Source organism: Flavobacterium sp. W21_SRS_FM6 (genome assembly GCF_052119645.1).
Taxonomy (GTDB): Bacteria; Pseudomonadota; Gammaproteobacteria; order Enterobacterales; family Alteromonadaceae; genus Paraglaciecola.
The window spans coordinates 103,640-122,456 of the sequence record NZ_JBGQOM010000002.1; the positions used below are offsets into that span (position 1 = coordinate 103,640).

The window sequence follows — 18,817 nt, forward strand, 5'->3', positions numbered from 1 at the left end:
CATAAGGCCAGCATAGGCTGGCCATATGGGCAAATAAGCACTCAATCTTTCCTCGACAAACGATCGTAGCCCCCTTAAAACAAGTAAGTGGTGACCGCACTCAACAATTGCTCTTTGTTATTTTTACCCGTTACGCAGGCTTTAACGTCTTTATTTTTAAACACGTAGACTTTGTCATGAGTACCGATTGCACTGTTATCTTGGGCTTGGATGAAATCATTGAGAACAAAACTAATATTTTCATCATCGGGTAAGGCTTTCAAACCCGCGCCATAACGGCATAACATGGTCCCCACGGTATCTTCAAAAGCAGCTAAAGATTGGCTATACAACTTTTGTCTCGCGGTTTCTCGCTCGGCAGCGACTTTACTTTGTTCTTGTGCGAGCTCTTCTGTGTATTTCTCTAGTTCTACCCGTTTGCTCTCGAGTTTTTTTACTTCACTAGCAAGTTTATTTAACTCTTTTTCAAGCTCTTTGCGACGTTCACCATCTGCGCTGCGTTTTTCAAACTCAAGATCACGACGGTTACGTTCATATTCTCGTTGCTCCCAGGCAAGATCACGTTGGCGCTCACTTAGCTCACGCATTTTATCGCGAGTGTCTTGTGCAAATTCACTGTCACGTTCAAAGGCATCACGAATGGCTTCTTCAAACTCCACCTCGTCAAAATCAAAACCAAAACCGGTGCCCGAATTATTAACCGGTGGCGCCACCGGCATGGCGGCTGAAATATCACTTAGCATATTGCCTAAATCAAAACCGAAGACCTTGCCATGGTTATTACTACTAATGCCAAAAACCACCCCTTGATTTGCTAAGTAAGTGACGCTATTGGCTCTGAATCTGAGTTCTTTATTATTATTTTGACGTAACGAGGCTTGCAAAATATTCAGCATTATACCCAATTCGTTACGCACATCCTTTATGTTAGTAGGCGCTTGGGCATTCGCCTGAGTCATGGTCAAGCCCGCTAAGGTCATGGCTAAAACGGTATTTTTAAGGTTAAATTTCATGGGTATATCCTCACTCTTTATTGCTATTCAAACCCGATTGAGCGGGATTGGTATAGATATCTTGCTGTAATTGATTCAATTGACGAGCATAAAAAAGTTGATCGTCTGAGCGCTGTTCGTTAACAAACTTAATCAGCTCGGCAAAGTCTTCGCGTCTTTCCTTGCGGCTTGACGTCAATAAATATTGGGTCAACTGACTGCTCGCATCTAATTGTTGTTGTTGCAAAGATTGGGTAAACCGATTCATCGCCAGCTGTTGCTCGGTTTTGTACTCTTGCAACTTATCTTCTACTAACCGTTCAATTTGCAGCTGGCTCTGATTATCAGCAAAACTGATTGTCAGCGCGCCGTCATCAACCTTAATTTGTAAACCTGTCACCACCATCAACATGGCAGCCACAGACATGGCAATAGATAGACCAGACAGCCCTTGCCAATGCCACCATGGCGTATTTTTGACCTCGGTAAAACTTGCTGCACGATCCCAATGTGGCACATCTTGTTCAATAAAATGTTGAGCATGTACCGTTATGTTGTTCGCCGCCTCAACTTGTTGCGCAAAGACCTCATCATCTACACAGCGTTGCTCAAACATTAATCGTTGTTGTGCATTTAAACGACCGTCTAGCCACAGAGCAAGTAATTGCTCGTTGGTAACATCAGGCATAATCAACCTCCATTAAGGTTTTCAACTTTTCTAAAGCCCCATACATGCGGGACTTTGCGGTATTTGCCGACATGCCCGTTAGTTCGGCAATTTCATCAAAGGTAAATTGACCAAAAAATTTCAATTCAATCACCGTTTTTTGGGCTAAGGGCAATCGCTGCATCGCTTGGATCAGCTGCTTGTTTTCTTTGACACTATCAATATATTGTTCATTGGGGATTTGTTCAGACTCAATTTCTGGCACATCATCTAAGCCCTCCATAGGACGTTTACGACGATAGAATTCGATGCACCGAAAATGGGCTATACGAAATAACCAACTTTTAAAACTGCCTTCATGACGATACGTGGCAAGGTTTCGATAAACCGAAATAAATACTTCTTGCATTAGATCCAGGGCGTCTTCATTTTTGCCCGTCATCCTAATGCCATAGTTATAAATAGATTTTTCGTAGCGCTTAAGTAAATTGACCCAAGCCTGTTTATTGCCTTGCAGTGCTTTCGCTATAAGCTGTTCATCGCTTTTCTCAAACACTGGTTAGTTTCCCTGTTTTTTAGGTTCACAGCTTAAGTCGAAGAGGATCAAAAAATAGTTTGAAAATATTAACTAAATAAACACTATTTTTTGACCACAGAGGACATTATCTTTCTAAGGTGGGAATTGGGATCAGAGGAGCCAGTAGATTGGCTAAATGGCGAAACAACCTCACCCGCGTTGTACCTGTACGCCACACCAAACCAATCTCTCGATAGGCTTTATCTTCCGCTGGCATCGAAACTAAAGGTGTGGTTTTCAAAATATGATGTTTAATGGCTAATTCTGGCATGAAGGTGTAGCCCAGTTTACTGTTCGCTAATTGCACTAAGGTGTACAAGCTACTGGCTGACAATGAGCTAACTTGGTCTTTATACGACAAGCCACAAGCACTGACCGCATGGCCGGTCATGCAATGTTCTTGTTGTAATAAAAATATACTTTCTTTGGGCAAGGCAGACACATCAAGCGGAACAGGTAAATTAGGCACTAAGTCACTGTGGGCAATTAAATGAAAAGGATCATGACCGAGTACTAATTGCTTACACCCCGGTGTTTCCATGGGTAAGGCTAAAATCAATAGATCTAAGGCGCCTTCGTTTAACTGGCTTAATAAATTAGTGGTGGTGTCTTCTTGAAGTTGTAAAGTGATATCAGGCAAATTTTGTTTTATTTGACTGATCAAACCTTCAAATAAAAATGGCGCAATCGTGGGGATCACCCCTAACTTCAATTTACCAGCCTGCCAGTTTCCAGCACTTTGGGCAAAATCCACTAGCTCATGGGCATCAGTCAGTAGCGCCCTACTGCGTTCGACCAACTCTAAACCAAATGGCGTGAAGACAAAGTTTTTATGGTCACGCTCTAATAATTGGGTACCAAACTGCTCTTCTAAATTTTGAATCGCGGTACTTAAGGTTGATTGGCTAATATGGCAATGTTGGGCAGCACGGTGGAAATGTTGTTCTTGGTGAAGAATAACTAAGTAGTGTAAATGTTTAAGATTGGGCCATTTCATGAAAAACTCATCTATAAAAACGATTAGTTCGACAAGTTTAGATTAGTTTGGTAGATAAAAAAACACTTGAGTGAGAAATTTAAACTCAGAGGCGTGAGAGCTAATTGGCCCACTCAGTGAGCCACTCGGTGAGCCAATTAGCCCATTACATGATCGTTAAAAACTGACCTGAGTGCGCGCCCCCACCACATTGACCGAAAAATCTTGCGGCGCGCCCTCAACAATACCCAAGGCATCGCTGTACTTAATATGTCCGTAATTCACTAAAAATCTAACGTTATTAACCGGTGTCCAAATAAGTGAGGTCATATACGCATTTTGAGTACCGCCAACAATATCGGCGTCGACCAAGTCTAGACGGTCAAACCTGACATTAATTTGCCACGCGCCCATACCACCGGCACCCAAGGGTTCACTGACTTTCACCCCCTTGAATATGCCACCTTGATATTGGCGAGCATCATTTGTTAAAAAATAACCCGCCTCAATCGCACCACCAAAGAAAGATGCATCTTCAAAACCGTTTCTATCGAGCATTAATGAATACATTTCAGCCATGGCATGAAAACGATCAGCAATCAGGCCAAACTCTAGGCCCAAACCTGTTTCAGTGTCGGCACCGGCAATATTGTTGGTATTAATAAATCGAGTATCAACCGTGTGCACCATAGGGCGCGCACGATATCTGACTGTGTCAGTGCTGTCTGCGAGATTTCGCCAGTGCACTGATGCACCAACATGCCATTGCTTACCCTCTATTTTCGGGGCCAGATAGGCTCTTACATCAACACTGTGTGAGTTATTGCCGTCGTTCAAATTATCGATGTTATCGGTAAATACCCCACCTTCTAGATTAATATCAGCGACTTTATATGATGCTGAAATACCAACCTTACGTTCAAAACCAAAGGCATCAGTAAAGGCTGCTCGTTCAATAAAGCTTGTATCATTACTGCTGGATAATTCTTCTAAACCTTGAAAATTATTATGCTGGCCAATAATGATTTTTAATCCATCGCTTTTGTAATCAAGGTAAGCATCAGTTAACGTCGTGCCATCCAGAAAATCAGCTTCCAATTTATAAGCGAAACCGCCTGGCATAGAGCCCTGAATACCAAGTCGTACCCGTCGAGCCTCATTAGAAAATCCTTCTCCGGGGATATCAATGCTCGATGGCACAGAAGAGAGGTTAGAAAAGTCATACAACATTCTGCCTCGTGGCTTAATACTCCACCCGCCCTGACTTTTTACTTCAGGTGCGCCCTTCCATTTCACCGACGTATCATTTTTAGTGCTTAGTTTTTTGTCTATTTCTACCTTGTCTGTTGCAACCGCATTTAGCTTGTCTTTTATGGCACTAATTTCTTGTTCTAATTGGTTAAGGCGTTCCAATAAAGCCGTGTCATTTTGTCCTTCTTTTTCTTGTGCAAGCGCCGTCAATGGCAAAGATAAGGTTAAAAAAGCGGAGAAAAATGAAGTTAACACTATGTTTTTTTTAGACACGTCTCATTCCAGTTTTTGGCAGGATTTAAATTGCGCGCAATATAGACCAAAATGACTTAAATGACAATTTTATGAAGCTTTAATGAACTTTTTGTGACTTACATTATAAGGATAAATGACAGCGAAAGGATGCCGTTTTTTGTCACTAAAAAAGGCCAGAAACGTTGTAACGTTCTGGCCTAGTTTTATAGCAATTCAGCCTAACTTTGACTGATTAAAAAGTGCGTTTTAGGCGGCAAAGATACCTTTAATCATGTAGAAGAACATAATTGATAAACCAGCACCTGCAGGAAGTGTTACCACCCATGAAATAACGATATTTCTTACTACACCTAAATTAAGTGCCGCAATACCTCTTGCCATACCTACACCCAGTACTGCGCCAACTAAGGTTTGCGTGGTAGAGATAGGCAAACCAGTACCTGATGCGATAACCACCGTACTTGCAGCAGCAAGTTCTGCAGCAAAACCGCGGCTTGGGGTTAAATGGGTAATCCCATTACCAATCGTTTTGATAACTCGATGACCAAAAAGTGCTAAACCTGCAACAATACCAATACCACCTAGGGGTAATATCCACCATACTAAGGCTGATTTAGAACCGATTTCACCACCACTGTTGACAATACTGACTACAGCAGCCAATGGCCCAATTGCATTCGCCACATCGTTTGAACCATGGGCAAACGCCATACAACAAGCAGTAACAATCATCAGTACCGCAAAGACTTTTTCTACGTTGGCAAAGTGAGCAGCGCGACCTGCTTGCGGGTCAAACTTGAGTCGATTAATAATAACCTTACCAATAATGGCAACCACAAGACCAATCGCAATTGAAATTAGGTAGCCAGTGCTGCTTTCAATGTGCAAACCAACATGGCTTAAACCTTTTTTGATGGTCACTAAAGACATAATAAAACCAGCCGCTGCCATGTAAAAAGGCACATAACGTTTGGCATTATCAAAAGGTTTTTCAGTATCAAATATCAGCTTTTGCGCACTTTGGAAAATTAAGTAAGCAATAAAGCCAGAAATAGCAGGAGTGACGATCCAACTTCCTACAATACCCGTTACTTTTGCCCACTCAACGGCATCAGAACTCACACCAATCGCAGCAAAACCAACGATTGCACCAACAATAGAGTGGGTAGTTGACACTGGCCAGCCTAAATAAGAAGCGAAGGCTAACCAAATACCCGCCGCCAATAGCGAGGCGATCATACCGTATACAAGCAATTCAGGAGTATTGACAAAGAAAGCAGAGTCAATAATCCCTTTACGGATAGTTGAAGTCACTTCGCCACCCGCCAAATAGGCGCCGGCAAACTCAAAAATCATGGCAATGAAGATTGCTTGTTTGATTGTTAAGGCTTTTGAACCTACCGAGGTTCCCATAGCATTAGCAACATCGTTAGCACCAATACCCCAAGCCATTAAGAATCCAACCGCAGCCGCAGCTACGATCAACATAAAACCGTATGTATTTAAAATATCCATGAAATCCGTCTCTTAATTGGCTAACATTAATTCGAGCCTAGAACCAACTCGTTCAGAAATATCGGCCAATTCGCCGACCCATTCAATAATACTGTACAAGAACATGACATCCACAGGATTAAGATTTTTCTCAATGGATAACAAGCTTCTGCGCAGCCCTATTTGTAATCTGTCTGTGTCATCTTCGATGCTGTCAAGACGCTCAATCATGTCTTCAACTAGTTTTACTTCACGGCCTCTAAAACCTGTTTCAAGTAATTCATCAAGTTCGTTTATAACTTGTTTCGCTTGGTCAGTGGCGTCTAAGCAACGTTGCAAATATTCAAGAAACTGGCTCTGTAACTGTTTAGGCACTGTTAACTGGCGGCCTAAAATTCGTCCAGAAATATCTTTCGCTTTGTTGGCTATTTTGTCTTGCTGAGTAAGCAAATCCAATACGTCTTGGCGTTGAATAGGCATAAAAATACCGCTTGGCAAATTTATCCGTAATTCACGCTTTATGGTGTCAGCTTGCTTTTCTAATTTTGAAATGGCAGCTTGTTGCTCTTGCGCTGCTTTCCAATCTTCTGCGTAAACCGCTTCAAAAAAAGGCAATAAGCCCTGGCTGCACTGATGCACAAGGTTAATATGATCTTCTAATGGCTTTAATGGTGATTTTGCAAACACCCCTAAGAAAGAATTCATTGGCATAATTTACTTTTCTCTTTAGTTAAGTTGATGCTTTAAACGAATAAACACGCATCACACCCTTGGACGCGCATTCTATTACAGAAATAAGACACTTTTGTTACAGTGAACAAATTTTTCTAAATTTAAAACTCTCGTCATAATAATTCACTGCGTTTCCGTGGCTTGCTAAGATAGAAACTCATCAGTATAGAAGGTTGGTAGACCTTCTTAATAAACCACAAATTAAATTACATCCCATAGTAGCAAGATTAAGTTATGCTTTTATGTCATTGATAAACTGATCAAATTAATAGGATATAAGATGAAACCATTGATTTTTACCTTAGTTGGCCCCGATAAACCGGGTTTAATCAGCAACCTATCTAAAGCCGTTTACCAAAGAAATGGAAATTGGCTAGGCAGTAATTTTTCACATATGGCCGGGCATTTTGCCGGTTTTGTGCACATTGATTTGCCAGAAGACAAACACGCCGAACTGATTGAATTATTTAGCCAACACCCTGATCTGCGTATCCATTTAGTCTCGGCTCAAACAAGCCAATTAAAGAACCAACAAACCGTTGAAATTACTATCATGGGAAATGACAAAGCAGGTATAGTGCAAGAGCTAACGCGAGTCCTAAATCAGTTTAATTTGAATATTGTTAAATTTGATTCGAGTTGCACCAGCGCCCCCAACTCAGGTAGCCCGCTTTTCAATGCAAAAGCCATTGTCGAGATTGCACCAGAGGTTGACTTGTCTAATTTACGTGACGCACTTGAAAATATAGCCAACGACTTAATGATAGACGTGGACTTAGTTTAATTATTAGCTGTGCTGTCATCAAAACGTCACATTCTCACCTGAGGATCGACGTTTTGTCTTATGACGGATAAATTGAATAGAACCATGCCATTACAAACCACTACCTACTATCCAAGAGAACTAAGCTGGTTAGCATTTAATCAACGCGTATTACAAGAAGCGGCTGATAAAAAAAATCCCATCATTGAGCGAATACGCTTCTTAGGTATTTACTCAAGTAACATGGATGAGTTTTATCGGGTCCGCGTTGCTGATGTGAAACGTAAGATTTACATTCATTTAAACGAAGGCGATACACAAAAAGCCGACGACACCAAATTGTTGATGGAAAAAATTCAACAACGGGTACTCGTGATGACCAAAGATTTTGATCGAGTATACGAAGACGTTGTTGCCCGTTTAGCTCGCTATCGTATTTATTTACTCGATGAGAAAGATTTAAACCCCTTTCATACTCAGTGGTTGCGAGACTATTTCAAAAACAAAATTCTACGGCATATCGCGCCTATTCTGCTGGATAACAAAGTAAAATTAGTGTCTCGATTAAATGATTCGGTCACCTATTTATATATTGGTATTTATAACGAAGGCAAGCCCACTAGTTATGCCACTATAGAAGTTCCCACTCAGGTTATGTCCCGCTTTGTGGTAATACCCCCAGAAAAAAGCCGTAAGAAAAAATACATTATTTTGCTCGACAATATTATTCGGCAAAACCTTGAGAGCATTTTTAGGGGCTTTATCAAATTTGATAAATTAAGCGCTTATTCATTTAAGATGACCCGAGATTCAGAATATTCGATCAATGATGAAATTGACGAAAGTTACGTAGATAAGATGTCTGACAGTATGAAGCAACGTTTAATCGCTGAGCCTGTGCGCGTGGTTTACGATGGTCGAATGCCTGAAGACATGCTGAAAGATTTGCAAAAACGTTTAAAGATATCGTCGTTTGACAGCTTGATCGCCAGCGGTGCCTATCGTAACTTTAAAGACTTTATCGGTTTTCCTAATATCGGCCGTGAATATCTCGAAAACCCTATACTACCGGCGATGACAGCGACTGACTTTGCAAAATACGACACGGTATTTGAAGCCATCACCGCCAAAGATATTTTGTTGTATTACCCCTATCATCGGTTTCTACACTTCACAGAATTTGTGCGCCAAGCGGCCTTTGACCCGCAAGTCAAACATATTCGGCTGAACATTTACCGTGTTGCCAGTAAGTCACGGGTCATGGGTTCGTTAATTGACGCGGTGGATAACGGTAAAAAAGTCACCGTCGTGGTTGAGCTACGAGCAAGATTTGATGAACAAGCCAATATAGAATGGTCAAAAACCATGACCGATGCGGGTGTTAAAGTCGTATTTGGTATGCCAGCATTAAAAATTCACAGTAAGGTTTGTGTGGTAAGCCGCGAAGAAAATGGCAAATTAGTCAATTACGCGCATTTAGGCACTGGCAACTTTAACGAAAAAACCGCCAAAATATACACAGACTTTAGCCTATTTACGCGTAATCCTGAAATAACAGAGGAAGCTGAAAACCTCTTCACCTTTATTCAACAGCCCTACAGGCGCGTGAAGTTTCAGCATTTACAAGTATCACCTATTAATGCGCGGACTAAAATTCAGTTGCTGGTTCGCCAAGAAATACAAAATTGTAAAGAAGGCCAAAAAGCCGAAATTTTTCTCAAATTAAATAACTTAGACGATGAATTGCTGATTGACGATTTGTATAAGGCAAGTCAAGCAGGTGTGAAAGTAAAGGCTATCATTCGCGGGATCTGCTCATTGATCCCAGGGGTAAAAGGCTTAAGCGAAAATATCAGTATCATTAGTATCGTTGACCGCTTTTTAGAGCACCCTCGGGTCCTCGTATTTGAAAATGGAGGCGACAGAAAAGTTTTTATTTCGTCAGCTGACTGGATGACCCGCAATATGGACAATCGAATTGAAGTAGGTTGCCCGATTTTTGACCCTGATATTAAAAATCGCATACTAAATATTTTAAATATCCAATGGCATGATACGGTTAAGGCCAGAGTCATTGATGCCGAGCAAACAAATAAATATGTTAAACGCGGCAATCGCAAACAAACTCGTTCGCAAGTTGCAATTTATGACTACCTAAAAGGGTTGGAAACAAAACAAAATGCTAAATCTGAATAACGCCTTTGACACCGTTGAAGTAAGAGAGTCCCTAAAAGTGGCTGCGCTGGATCTTGGTTCCAATAGTTTTCACTTAGTGGTAGCGCGCATTGTCGCAGGCTCAGTGCAAATATTGCATCGGGTCAAACAAAAAGTGCGCCTTGCTGATGGGCTGGGTGTTGACGGCGCATTGTCAGAAGAAGCCCAACAACGTGGCCTTGATACGCTTGCCACTATTGCAGAAAGTCTGCAAGATTTTGCACCTGAGTCGGTAAGAGTCGTCGCCACTCATACCCTTAGAAGAGCGAGTAACGCAAAAGAATTTCTGCAGGCAGCCAAAAAAGTCTTTCCCTTCCCCATTGAAGTGATTTCAGGGGCCGAAGAAGCACGTTTGATCTACCAAGGTGTGGCACACACCAATCATCAAACAGGCCAACGCCTTATCGTGGATATTGGTGGTGGGTCTACCGAATTTATTATTGGTGAAGGATTTGAGACCAAAATTTTACGTAGTTTGCAAATGGGCTGCGTGAGTTACACCAATAAATTTTTCAAACAGGGCGAAATCAAAGCTAAGTTTTTTACCAAAGCCATTACTAGCGCCCAGCAAGAATTAGAACTCATCGACAAGAAGTTTAATCAGATCGGTTGGAAAGCCTGTATAGGCACCTCTGGCACCATTAAAAGCATCATTGAGCTGGCCTCTCAACTAGACTCCACCAATCGTGAAAACTGCGTGTCGTTGAGTGACTTAAACGTACTGATGGACCTATGCTGTGCGGCGGGTAACAGTAAAGATTTAAAATTAGAAGGTTTGAGTGATGACCGTCGCCCGGTTTTTGCAGCGGGATTGTCCATTCTAATTGCCGTATTTAAGAGCTTACACATTACTGAAATGGAGTTTTCATCTGCGGCGCTGCGTGAAGGTGTTTTATATGAAATGGGCGACCAGTTAGCGCAAAAGGATATTCGCCAGCGCAGTGCTGAAAGTTTAGCGGTGCGATATGACGTAGATATCGAACAAGCAAAGCGGGTTTTAAATACAACCATGGATCTATTTCAACAGGTTCGCAAAGGTTGGGATATTAATCACCCTGAGTTAAAAAGTCTGTTGGGTTGGTCTGCCCTACTGCACGAAGTTGGTTTACACATTAATACTCGTGGTATTCAACGCCATTCGAGTTACATTCTGCAAAATATTGATTTACCCGGTTTTGGCCAAGAGCAGCAAAGTATTCTGGCCACCTTGGTGCGTTTTCATCGCAAGAAAATCCGTAAAGCAGACATCGTAGAATTTACGTTGTTACAACAGAGCCAAGTATTGAAGTTAATTACCTTGCTCAGAATTGGGGTGTTATTGAACATAAAACGTCAAGATGACATCTTGCCTGAAATTAAAATAACGGCACTAGACAAGAAAATTACCCTACACCTGCCTGATGATTGGCTGAGCCAAAAACCAGTCTTTAGCGCTGATTTAGAAAGAGAACTTGAATATTTAAAGGATATTGACTTCAAGCTTCACTATTAGGCATTCAAAGCAAAGTGGAGTTAACGACCCAGAAATTCGTCAATTAGCTCCGCTAGCCTGTCTTGTAAATGCTCTTCAAAGTCATCCAGTTCCTTGCCAAATACCCGTAAATACTTCTGCGCTTTATCGTGATCCAAGCGTTTATTGTTAGTTTTGTATTCGGTTTCAAGTAATGACTTATCAAAGCGCGGTGTGATAACCCAACGAACAAAGTCAGAATCCAGCGTGGCAACGTCTTGCTTGGCAAACTTACAAAATTTTTCGATGTGATCGATGCCATCAGGCCCCAAACAACCAGGCTCAACCCGAAACGTTACTGTCAGCTTTTTATAAAGTGGTAAGGGCAAATCAACATTCATAAGGGATAATTACTTTCACTTTGGGTTAAATTACTATCATCTCAATAATAGCGTAATTATTTCATCTTAAAAGCTTAAAATAACTGAAACTACTGAAAAAACAAGTAAGTAGAAGTAGACTGAACAGCCTGCGGACATAAAAAAAGCCGAATGAGATCCGGCTTTGTTCATGCTTCTAACAAACTAATTAGCTGCGTGATGCCTGATAAATACTTTCAATGGTCGCGTCTAGTACGCTATCAAATTCTGCATCAGACTGCTGGGCACTCACACCTTCAGTTAAGGCACGAGAAAAACTGGCAATCATGCCTTTATTTTCTGTCAGGCGCTGATTGGCTTCTTCACGGTCGTAACCACCAGATAAAGCCACCAGCTTCAACACTTTAGGATGACTTACAAGCTCTGCGTAAAAGTTCGCCGTTTCTGGCAAAGTCACTTTAAACATCACTGGAGTATCTGCACTTAATGAATCTAGGTGCTTCAATATGGCCGCCTTTAACATTGCCTCAGCGGCTGCTTTTTCAGGGCTGTGAATATCAATTTCAGGCTCTAAAATTGGCACGAGGCCCGCAGCCAAAATTTGCTTTCCAACCTCAAATTGCTGAGCAACGACTGCTTCAATACCGGCTTCGTTGGCTAACTTAATCACTGAACGCATTTTTGTACCAAAGACGTTTTGCTTATTTGCTTTGGCTAACAGCTCGTCTAAGTTACTGATGGGCTTAAGTAGCTGAGTACCATTTACTTCATCTTGTAAGCCTTTATCTACCTTCAAAAAAGGCACAACGTGTTTATCTTGCCACAAGTATTCTGCTGATGGTTTACCAGCGATTTCTCGGTCTAAGGTATTTTCAAACAAAATGGCCCCTAACACGCGGCTCCCATCAAACGCTTTTGACGTTACGATACGGGTCCTCATGTCATGCACCTTGCGGAACATTTCTTCATCACCATTGTAGTCAGATTCCATGACACCGTATAAGCGCAACGCCTTTGGTGTACTCCCTCCGCTCTGATCCAATGCCGCAATAAATCCAACTTGCGACTTAATTTTTTCAAGCATGTCCAATTGTGCTGGTGATGCCATGTAGTGCACTCCTTCTTTTTATTTAAAGCCGATAGTAGAACGGCTCGTAGGTTACATAGGTTAGTAGTTGAGGACTCAAGCCCTTCTTTTTATAAATTTCTTACTGACTTAAGCCAGTTTTTATTATTTTTTTGCCGCTCGAGCTTCGAGCATAGCCACTGCGGGTAAAGTCTTACCTTCAACAAATTCTAAGAAAGCACCGCCACCAGTAGAGATATAAGAGATCTGATCTTCTAAGCCCCATTTATCTATGGCCGCTAAGGTATCACCGCCACCGGCAATTGAAAACGCGTCACTTTGGGCAATAGCCCGAGCGACCACTTCTGTGCCTTTAGCAAAATTATCAAATTCGAATACACCACATGGGCCGTTCCACAATATGGTTTTAGCACTTTTAAGTACTTCAGCAACATGAGCTGCAGTTTGTGGACCGTAGTCCATGATTTCTTCGTCATCTAACACTTCATTTACCAGCTTCACTTCAGCCGGTGCGGTATCAGAAAACTCTTTACCAACTCGCACATCAACCGCTTCGGGAATATCAAGATTCGCCATTAATTTTTGTGCTTCTGGGATCAAGTCTTTTTCATACAAAGACTTACCCACATTGTGGCCACGAGCCGCAATAAAGGTGTTTGAAATCCCACCACCGACAATTAACTGATCAGCAATTTTAGATAAAGCGTCTAACACCGTTAATTTGGTTGATACTTTAGAACCACCCACTACCGCCACCATAGGACGTGCAGGGTTACCAAGCGCCTTCCCTAAAGCTTCTAACTCGCCAGCCAATAATGGACCAGCACAGGCTACAGGTGCATAAACGCCAACACCGTGAGTAGACGCTTGCGCACGGTGGGCCGTACCAAATGCATCCATTACGTAAATATCACATAAGGCAGCATATTGTTTTGCTAAGACTTCGTCATCATTTTTCTCGCCTTTGTTAAAGCGGACGTTTTCCAAAATAACCACTTCACCGGCTTGCACTTCAAGGCCTTGCAAATAGTCTTTTTCTAAACGCACGGGGCACGAAAGCGCGTCTTGTAAATAATTGACAACGGGAAGCAATGAATACTCTTCTTCAAACACACCTTCGCTTGGTCTGCCCAAATGCGACATCACCATGACTTTGGCACCTGCATCCACGGCAAGTTTTATAGTGGGGATAGCTGCGCGTAGACGTGCATCAGAGCTCACTTTTCCGTCTTTAATCGGCACGTTAAGGTCTTCTCTTATTAAGACTCTTTTACCCGCTAGTTCAAGTTCGCTCATTTTTAAAATAGACATACAGTACCTTCTTGATATTTAAATTAAATCGAAAACGTGTCAGCTTATTCGCTGGCAAACATGGCCAATGCTGTATCTAGCATTCTATTGGCAAAACCCCATTCATTGTCACACCACACCAAGGTTTTCACCAATTGCTTGTGGCTAACCCGTGTTTGATTGCCATCCACAATACACGAATGAGGGTCGTGGTTAAAATCTACTGATACTAAGGGCTCTTCGGTATAATCCAGTATTCCCGCTAAGCGCCCTTTTCTTGCTGCTTTGAGGGCAGCGTTAACCTGCGCTATACACACTTCGGTGTCCAAGGTTACGCTTAAATCCATCGCGGTAACATTGATGGTGGGCACGCGCACAGCTATCGCTTCAAATCGACCCGCGAACTTGGGCAAAATACGTTCTATTCCAATTGCTAACTTGGTATCAACCGGAATAATAGACTGGCTTGCTGCTCTTGTTCGGCGTAAATCTGGATGATATGCATCAATAACTTGTTGATCATGCATGGAAGAATGAATTGTAGTGATCGTACCACTGAGCACGCCGAAGGCGTCATCCAATACTTGTATTACTGGCACAATACAATTTGTGGTGCATGAACCATTAGAAACAATGCGATCGGTGGGTTTGAGTTGATCTTCGTTGATGCCAAAGATCACCGTAGCGTCCATGTCTGCGCTACAAGGCTGAGAAAACAATACTTTTTTGGCACCTTGGTTTAGATGAGCAAGCCCTGCTTCACGATCGCCATACACTCCAGTGCATTCAAGCACAAGGTCGATGTCTAACTTTGCCCAAGGGAGTTGCTCAATTTTATGCTGTTGAAATAATTGAATAGTATCACTGCCCACACGCAAAGCTTCATCGTGCAGATCCACAGGGATCCTAAAACGTCCATGAGACGTGTCATACTTCAATAGGTGAGCAATCCCTTGGGGTGAGGCAATTTCATTAATAGCCACTATTTTTATGTGCTGATTTAGCCCTGTCTCATACATGGCCCTCAGTACATTGCGTCCTATTCGGCCAAAACCATTTATTGCAATTCTCAGCATAATACTCGTAAATAATTCATTGGTTTATTCAACCAAAATGATATCCCTTGAACTTGATTTTACTGCGTCGACTACTGAGCCTAAAAACAGAAAAAACAAAGGCGCTTGAAAGCGCCTTAGGATATAGATTTATTGACTTTACTGAAAGCCATTTAACGACTAATTCAATAAGCCTTTGGCTGCCGTAACGACCGCGTCACTGGTAATACCGAAATGTTTCATCAAAGCACCACCTGGGGCTGATTCACCAAAAGTCGACATACCGACTATTGCACCATCAAATCCAACGTATTTATGCCAAAAGTCTACATGTAAAGCTTCAACGGCAACCCGTTTAGTTACCGCTTTGGGTAATACCGACTCACGATAAGCCGCATCTTGTTGATCAAACAAGTTCGTGCTTGGCATGGATACCACACGCACTGCAATACCTGACTCCGTTAAGGCGGCTGCAGCTTCAACCGCAATACCCACTTCAGAACCTGTCGCAATCAAAATAACGTCAGGTTGTGTAGTACAATCAACCAGTACATAACCACCTTTTGCCACATCAGCAAGCTGAGCAGCAGTGCGAGACTGCGCCGTCAAACCTTGGCGACTGAACACCAATGCAGAAGGTCCAGAAGTACGCTCTAAAGCAGATTTCCAAGCAACCGCAGTTTCAGCACCGTCACAAGGACGCCAAGTATTCAAATTGGGCGTTAAACGTAAGTTTGCAACTTGCTCAATAGGTTGATGCGTAGGACCATCCTCGCCTTGGCCAATTGAGTCATGGGTGTAGACAAATATGTTGGGAATGCCCATTAAAGCTGACATTCGCACAGCGTTACGTGCATATTCCATAAACATAAGGAAAGTCGCACCAAAGGCTCTGAAACCGCCATGTAAGCCAATCCCGTTCATGATTCCGCTCATACCAAATTCGCGAACACCATAGAACAAATAATTACCACTGGCATCGTCAGCAGAAATACCTTTCGCTTCTTTCCACAGAGTCAAGTTAGAGCCGGCTAAATCAGCAGAACCACCAATCACTTCTGGTAACAAGGTAGCAAAGGCTTGGATACAGTTTTGTGAGGCCTTACGGCTGGCAATATTTTCGGCTTTGGCTTGAGATTCAGCAATAAAGGCATCGGCTTTTTCGCTAAAGTCAGCAGGCAATTCCCCGCTTAAACGACGAGACAATTGCGCGGCTAATTCAGGGTAAGCTTGCTCATAGGCTGCAAATTGTTTGTTCCAAGCCGCTTCTTTTTCGGCGCCTTGGCTTTTTGCGTCCCAGCCAGCATACACATCAGCAGGAATTTCAAAGGGGGCGTGTGGCCACTTTAAAAACTCACGAGCAGCGGCTATCTCTGCATCACCAAGAGGGGCACCGTGGCAATCATGGCTACCTGATTTATTAGGTGAGCCAAAACCGATAATGGTTTTACAGCAAATCAAGGTAGGTTTATCGCTTACCGCTTTTGCCGCTTCAATTGCACTAGCAATAGCAGCAGGATCGTGCCCATCAACATCAGCAATCACGTGCCAGCCATAAGCTTCAAAACGCGCTGGTGTGTTATCAGTAAACCAACCTTCTACATGACCATCGATAGAAATACCGTTGTCATCCCAAAAAGCAACTAACTTGCCAAGGCCTAAAGTACCGGCCAATGAACAGGCTTCGTGAGAAATACCTTCCATTAGACAGCCATCGCCTAAGAAGCAATAAGTGAAATGATCAATGACGTCATGGCCTTCGCGGTTAAACTGAGCTGCTAAGGTTTTTTCAGCAATCGCCATACCGACCGCATTACTGATGCCTTGTCCTAGTGGACCCGTTGTCGTTTCAACGCCAGGTGCGTAACCGTATTCCGGGTGACCAGGTGTTTTAGAGTGAAGTTGACGAAAGTTTTTTAACTCTTCCATCGGTAAATCATAACCAGATAAATGCAGCAGTGAATACACCAACATTGAACCATGGCCGTTAGACATGACAAAGCGATCACGATTGTCCCACTTAGGGTTAGTCGGATTATGGTTTAGAAAATCACACCATAACACTTGTGCAATATCAGCCATCCCCATTGGGGCTCCCGGGTGACCAGAATTAGCTTTTTGCACAGCATCCATGCTTAGCGCTCTAATGGCGTTGGCAAGTTCTTGACGTTGGGGCATGTTGTCTCCTGACGGTAAATTTGAAATCAAATTAATAAAGTAAATAAAAAGGAATAGATCCGATTGGCTTGGCATTTTGTATTAGCCTACCAACAACTTCAATGCTTTTCATATAACAAAAGGTTGTTTTGACGTGACTTTATTTCTCTAAATTTCCTCGCATTAAAAAAGACGTTTGGACGTCTAGATGGAAAGACTGGTAATTTATTGAACATTAGGTAAAATACCGAGCTATCAAGTCGATAAAACAAAATCGAACAAAGTAAGGCCCATTATGACAACACATTTATTTACCTCAGAGTCTGTTTCTGAAGGACATCCGGATAAAATCGCTGACCAAATTTCTGACGCGGTGTTAGACGCTATATTAACGCAAGACCCACGTGCCCGCGTAGCCTGTGAGACTTTTGTCAAAACCGGTATGGTATTAGTCGGTGGCGAAGTCACTACTTCTGCTTGGGTTGATATCGAAGAAATCACCCGTAAAACAGTAAAAGAAATTGGCTACACGCATTCTGATATGGGTTTTGATGCTGATTCGTGTGCCGTTTTAAACGCTATCGGTAAACAATCGCCTGACATTAATCAGGGCGTTGATCGTACGTCTCCAGAAGAACAAGGCGCTGGTGACCAAGGATTGATGTTCGGATACGCCAGTAACGAAACTGACGTGCTCATGCCCGCACCCATCACGTATTCTCATCGTTTAGTAAAGCGCCAAGCAGAGGTCAGAAAAAACGGAACTTTAAACTGGTTACGTCCCGATGCAAAAAGCCAAGTGACGTTCGTTTACGAGAATAATCAGCCTGTGGGTATTGATGCGGTTGTCCTTTCAACCCAACATTGCGATTCAATCAGTACAGCTGACTTACGTGAAGCGGTCATGGAAGAAATCATCAAGCCGGTGCTACCAGCAAAATGGTTAACAGCAAAAACCAAATACTTTATTAACCCAACGGGTCGTTTTGTTATTGGTGGGCCAATGGGTGATTGTGGTCTTACGGGTCGAAAAATTATTGTTGATACCTACGGTGGTATGGCAAGACACGGTGGCGGTGCATTTTCAGGTAAAGACCCTTCAAAAGTGGATCGTTCTGCCGCTTATGCCGGACGTTATGTGGCTAAAAATATCGTAGCTGCTGGCCTTGCTGACCGTTGTGAAATTCAGGTTTCTTATGCGATTGGTGTTGCCGAACCCACCTCCATTAATATTGAAACCTTCGGTACAGGTAAAATATCTGAGGCCAAATTGATTGAGTTGGTGCGCGCTAATTTTGACTTGCGTCCCTATGGTTTAATTAAAATGCTGGACCTTGAACGCCCCATCTACCAAGCGACGGCTGCCTATGGACACTTTGGCCGTGACGAGTTCCCTTGGGAAAAAACCGACAAAGCGGAATTACTAAAAGCCGGTCTATAAACTTTATGCTAGGCCCAATTAAGTCAACGCTTATGA

At 42.6% G+C, this 18,817-nt stretch carries 16 protein-coding genes; 4 read left to right on the plus strand and 12 right to left on the minus strand.

Annotation, left to right across the window (positions count from 1 at the left end):
* Nucleotides 1-74: 74 nt before the first annotated feature.
* The 7 genes from ACEN2L_RS03665 to ACEN2L_RS03695 all read right to left on the minus strand — a co-directional run bounded on the left by ACEN2L_RS03665 (nt 75) and on the right by ACEN2L_RS03695 (nt 6,923).
* Nucleotides 75-1,013 (minus strand): hypothetical protein, encoded by a 939-nt coding sequence (locus ACEN2L_RS03665; protein WP_306020429.1) that lies wholly within the window; start codon nt 1,011-1,013, stop codon nt 75-77.
* Nucleotides 1,014-1,023: 10 nt separating this feature from the next.
* Nucleotides 1,024-1,680, minus strand: coding sequence for a hypothetical protein (locus ACEN2L_RS03670; protein ID WP_306020428.1), 657 nt, complete (start codon nt 1,678-1,680; stop codon nt 1,024-1,026).
* Entirely contained in the window at nt 1,673-2,215 is a 543-nt protein-coding gene (locus ACEN2L_RS03675) for an RNA polymerase sigma factor (RefSeq protein WP_306020427.1), read from the minus strand. Before ACEN2L_RS03675 ends, ACEN2L_RS03670 begins: the two co-directional genes overlap by 8 nt.
* A gap of 106 nt (nt 2,216-2,321) precedes the next feature.
* Nucleotides 2,322-3,233, minus strand: coding sequence for a hydrogen peroxide-inducible genes activator (locus ACEN2L_RS03680; RefSeq protein ID WP_306020426.1), 912 nt, complete (start codon nt 3,231-3,233; stop codon nt 2,322-2,324).
* Nucleotides 3,234-3,389: 156 nt separating this feature from the next.
* On the minus strand, nt 3,390-4,736 hold the full coding sequence (locus ACEN2L_RS03685; RefSeq protein ID WP_441741791.1) for an OprO/OprP family phosphate-selective porin: 1,347 nt from the start codon (nt 4,734-4,736) through the stop codon (nt 3,390-3,392).
* Between the two features lie 228 nt (nt 4,737-4,964).
* Nucleotides 4,965-6,233, minus strand: a complete 1,269-nt coding sequence (locus tag ACEN2L_RS03690; protein ID WP_306020424.1) for an inorganic phosphate transporter — start codon at nt 6,231-6,233, stop codon at nt 4,965-4,967.
* 12 nt (nt 6,234-6,245) lie between these two features.
* Nucleotides 6,246-6,923 carry a TIGR00153 family protein gene (locus ACEN2L_RS03695; RefSeq protein ID WP_441741793.1) on the minus strand — a complete coding sequence of 226 codons (678 nt, stop codon included), beginning with the start codon at nt 6,921-6,923 and terminating at the stop codon, nt 6,246-6,248.
* 301 nt (nt 6,924-7,224) lie between these two features.
* On the opposite strand from ACEN2L_RS03695, the gene ACEN2L_RS03700 reads away from it, so the two are divergent.
* From ACEN2L_RS03700 to ppx, 3 genes are read left to right on the plus strand one after another with little or no spacing between them, the layout of a single operon-like run.
* Entirely contained in the window at nt 7,225-7,728 is a 504-nt protein-coding gene (locus tag ACEN2L_RS03700) for a glycine cleavage system protein R (RefSeq protein WP_306020421.1), read from the plus strand.
* 60 nt (nt 7,729-7,788) lie between these two features.
* The gene (gene ppk1, locus ACEN2L_RS03705) at nt 7,789-9,903 is read left to right on the plus strand and encodes a polyphosphate kinase 1 (RefSeq protein ID WP_441741795.1); all 2,115 of its coding nucleotides are present in this window, start codon (nt 7,789-7,791) and stop codon (nt 9,901-9,903) included.
* Nucleotides 9,887-11,413 carry an exopolyphosphatase gene (gene ppx / locus ACEN2L_RS03710; RefSeq protein WP_306020418.1) on the plus strand — a complete coding sequence of 509 codons (1,527 nt, stop codon included), beginning with the start codon at nt 9,887-9,889 and terminating at the stop codon, nt 11,411-11,413. Before ppk1 ends, ppx begins: the two co-directional genes overlap by 17 nt.
* A 20-nt stretch (nt 11,414-11,433) precedes the next feature.
* Here ppx and ACEN2L_RS03715 read toward each other — a convergent pair whose 3' ends face one another.
* From ACEN2L_RS03715 to tkt, 5 genes are all read right to left on the minus strand, one after another.
* Nucleotides 11,434-11,772, minus strand: coding sequence for a hypothetical protein (locus ACEN2L_RS03715; RefSeq protein WP_306020417.1), 339 nt, complete (start codon nt 11,770-11,772; stop codon nt 11,434-11,436).
* Between the two features lie 187 nt (nt 11,773-11,959).
* On the minus strand, nt 11,960-12,859 hold the full coding sequence (locus ACEN2L_RS03720) for a fructose bisphosphate aldolase (RefSeq protein WP_306020416.1): 900 nt from the start codon (nt 12,857-12,859) through the stop codon (nt 11,960-11,962).
* A gap of 123 nt (nt 12,860-12,982) precedes the next feature.
* A complete protein-coding gene (locus ACEN2L_RS03725) occupies nt 12,983-14,149 on the minus strand; it encodes a phosphoglycerate kinase (protein ID WP_441741798.1) in 1,167 nt (388 codons plus the stop codon).
* Between the two features lie 44 nt (nt 14,150-14,193).
* Nucleotides 14,194-15,204 (minus strand): erythrose-4-phosphate dehydrogenase, encoded by a 1,011-nt coding sequence (gene epd, locus ACEN2L_RS03730; RefSeq protein WP_441741800.1) that lies wholly within the window; start codon nt 15,202-15,204, stop codon nt 14,194-14,196.
* 159 nt (nt 15,205-15,363) lie between these two features.
* Nucleotides 15,364-17,361, minus strand: a complete 1,998-nt coding sequence (tkt, locus tag ACEN2L_RS03735) for a transketolase (protein ID WP_441741802.1) — start codon at nt 17,359-17,361, stop codon at nt 15,364-15,366.
* Between the two features lie 274 nt (nt 17,362-17,635).
* Here tkt and metK point away from each other — a divergent pair, with 274 nt between their 5' ends.
* Nucleotides 17,636-18,781, plus strand: coding sequence for a methionine adenosyltransferase (gene metK, locus ACEN2L_RS03740; protein ID WP_306020411.1), 1,146 nt, complete (start codon nt 17,636-17,638; stop codon nt 18,779-18,781).
* Nucleotides 18,782-18,817 lie beyond the last annotated feature (36 nt).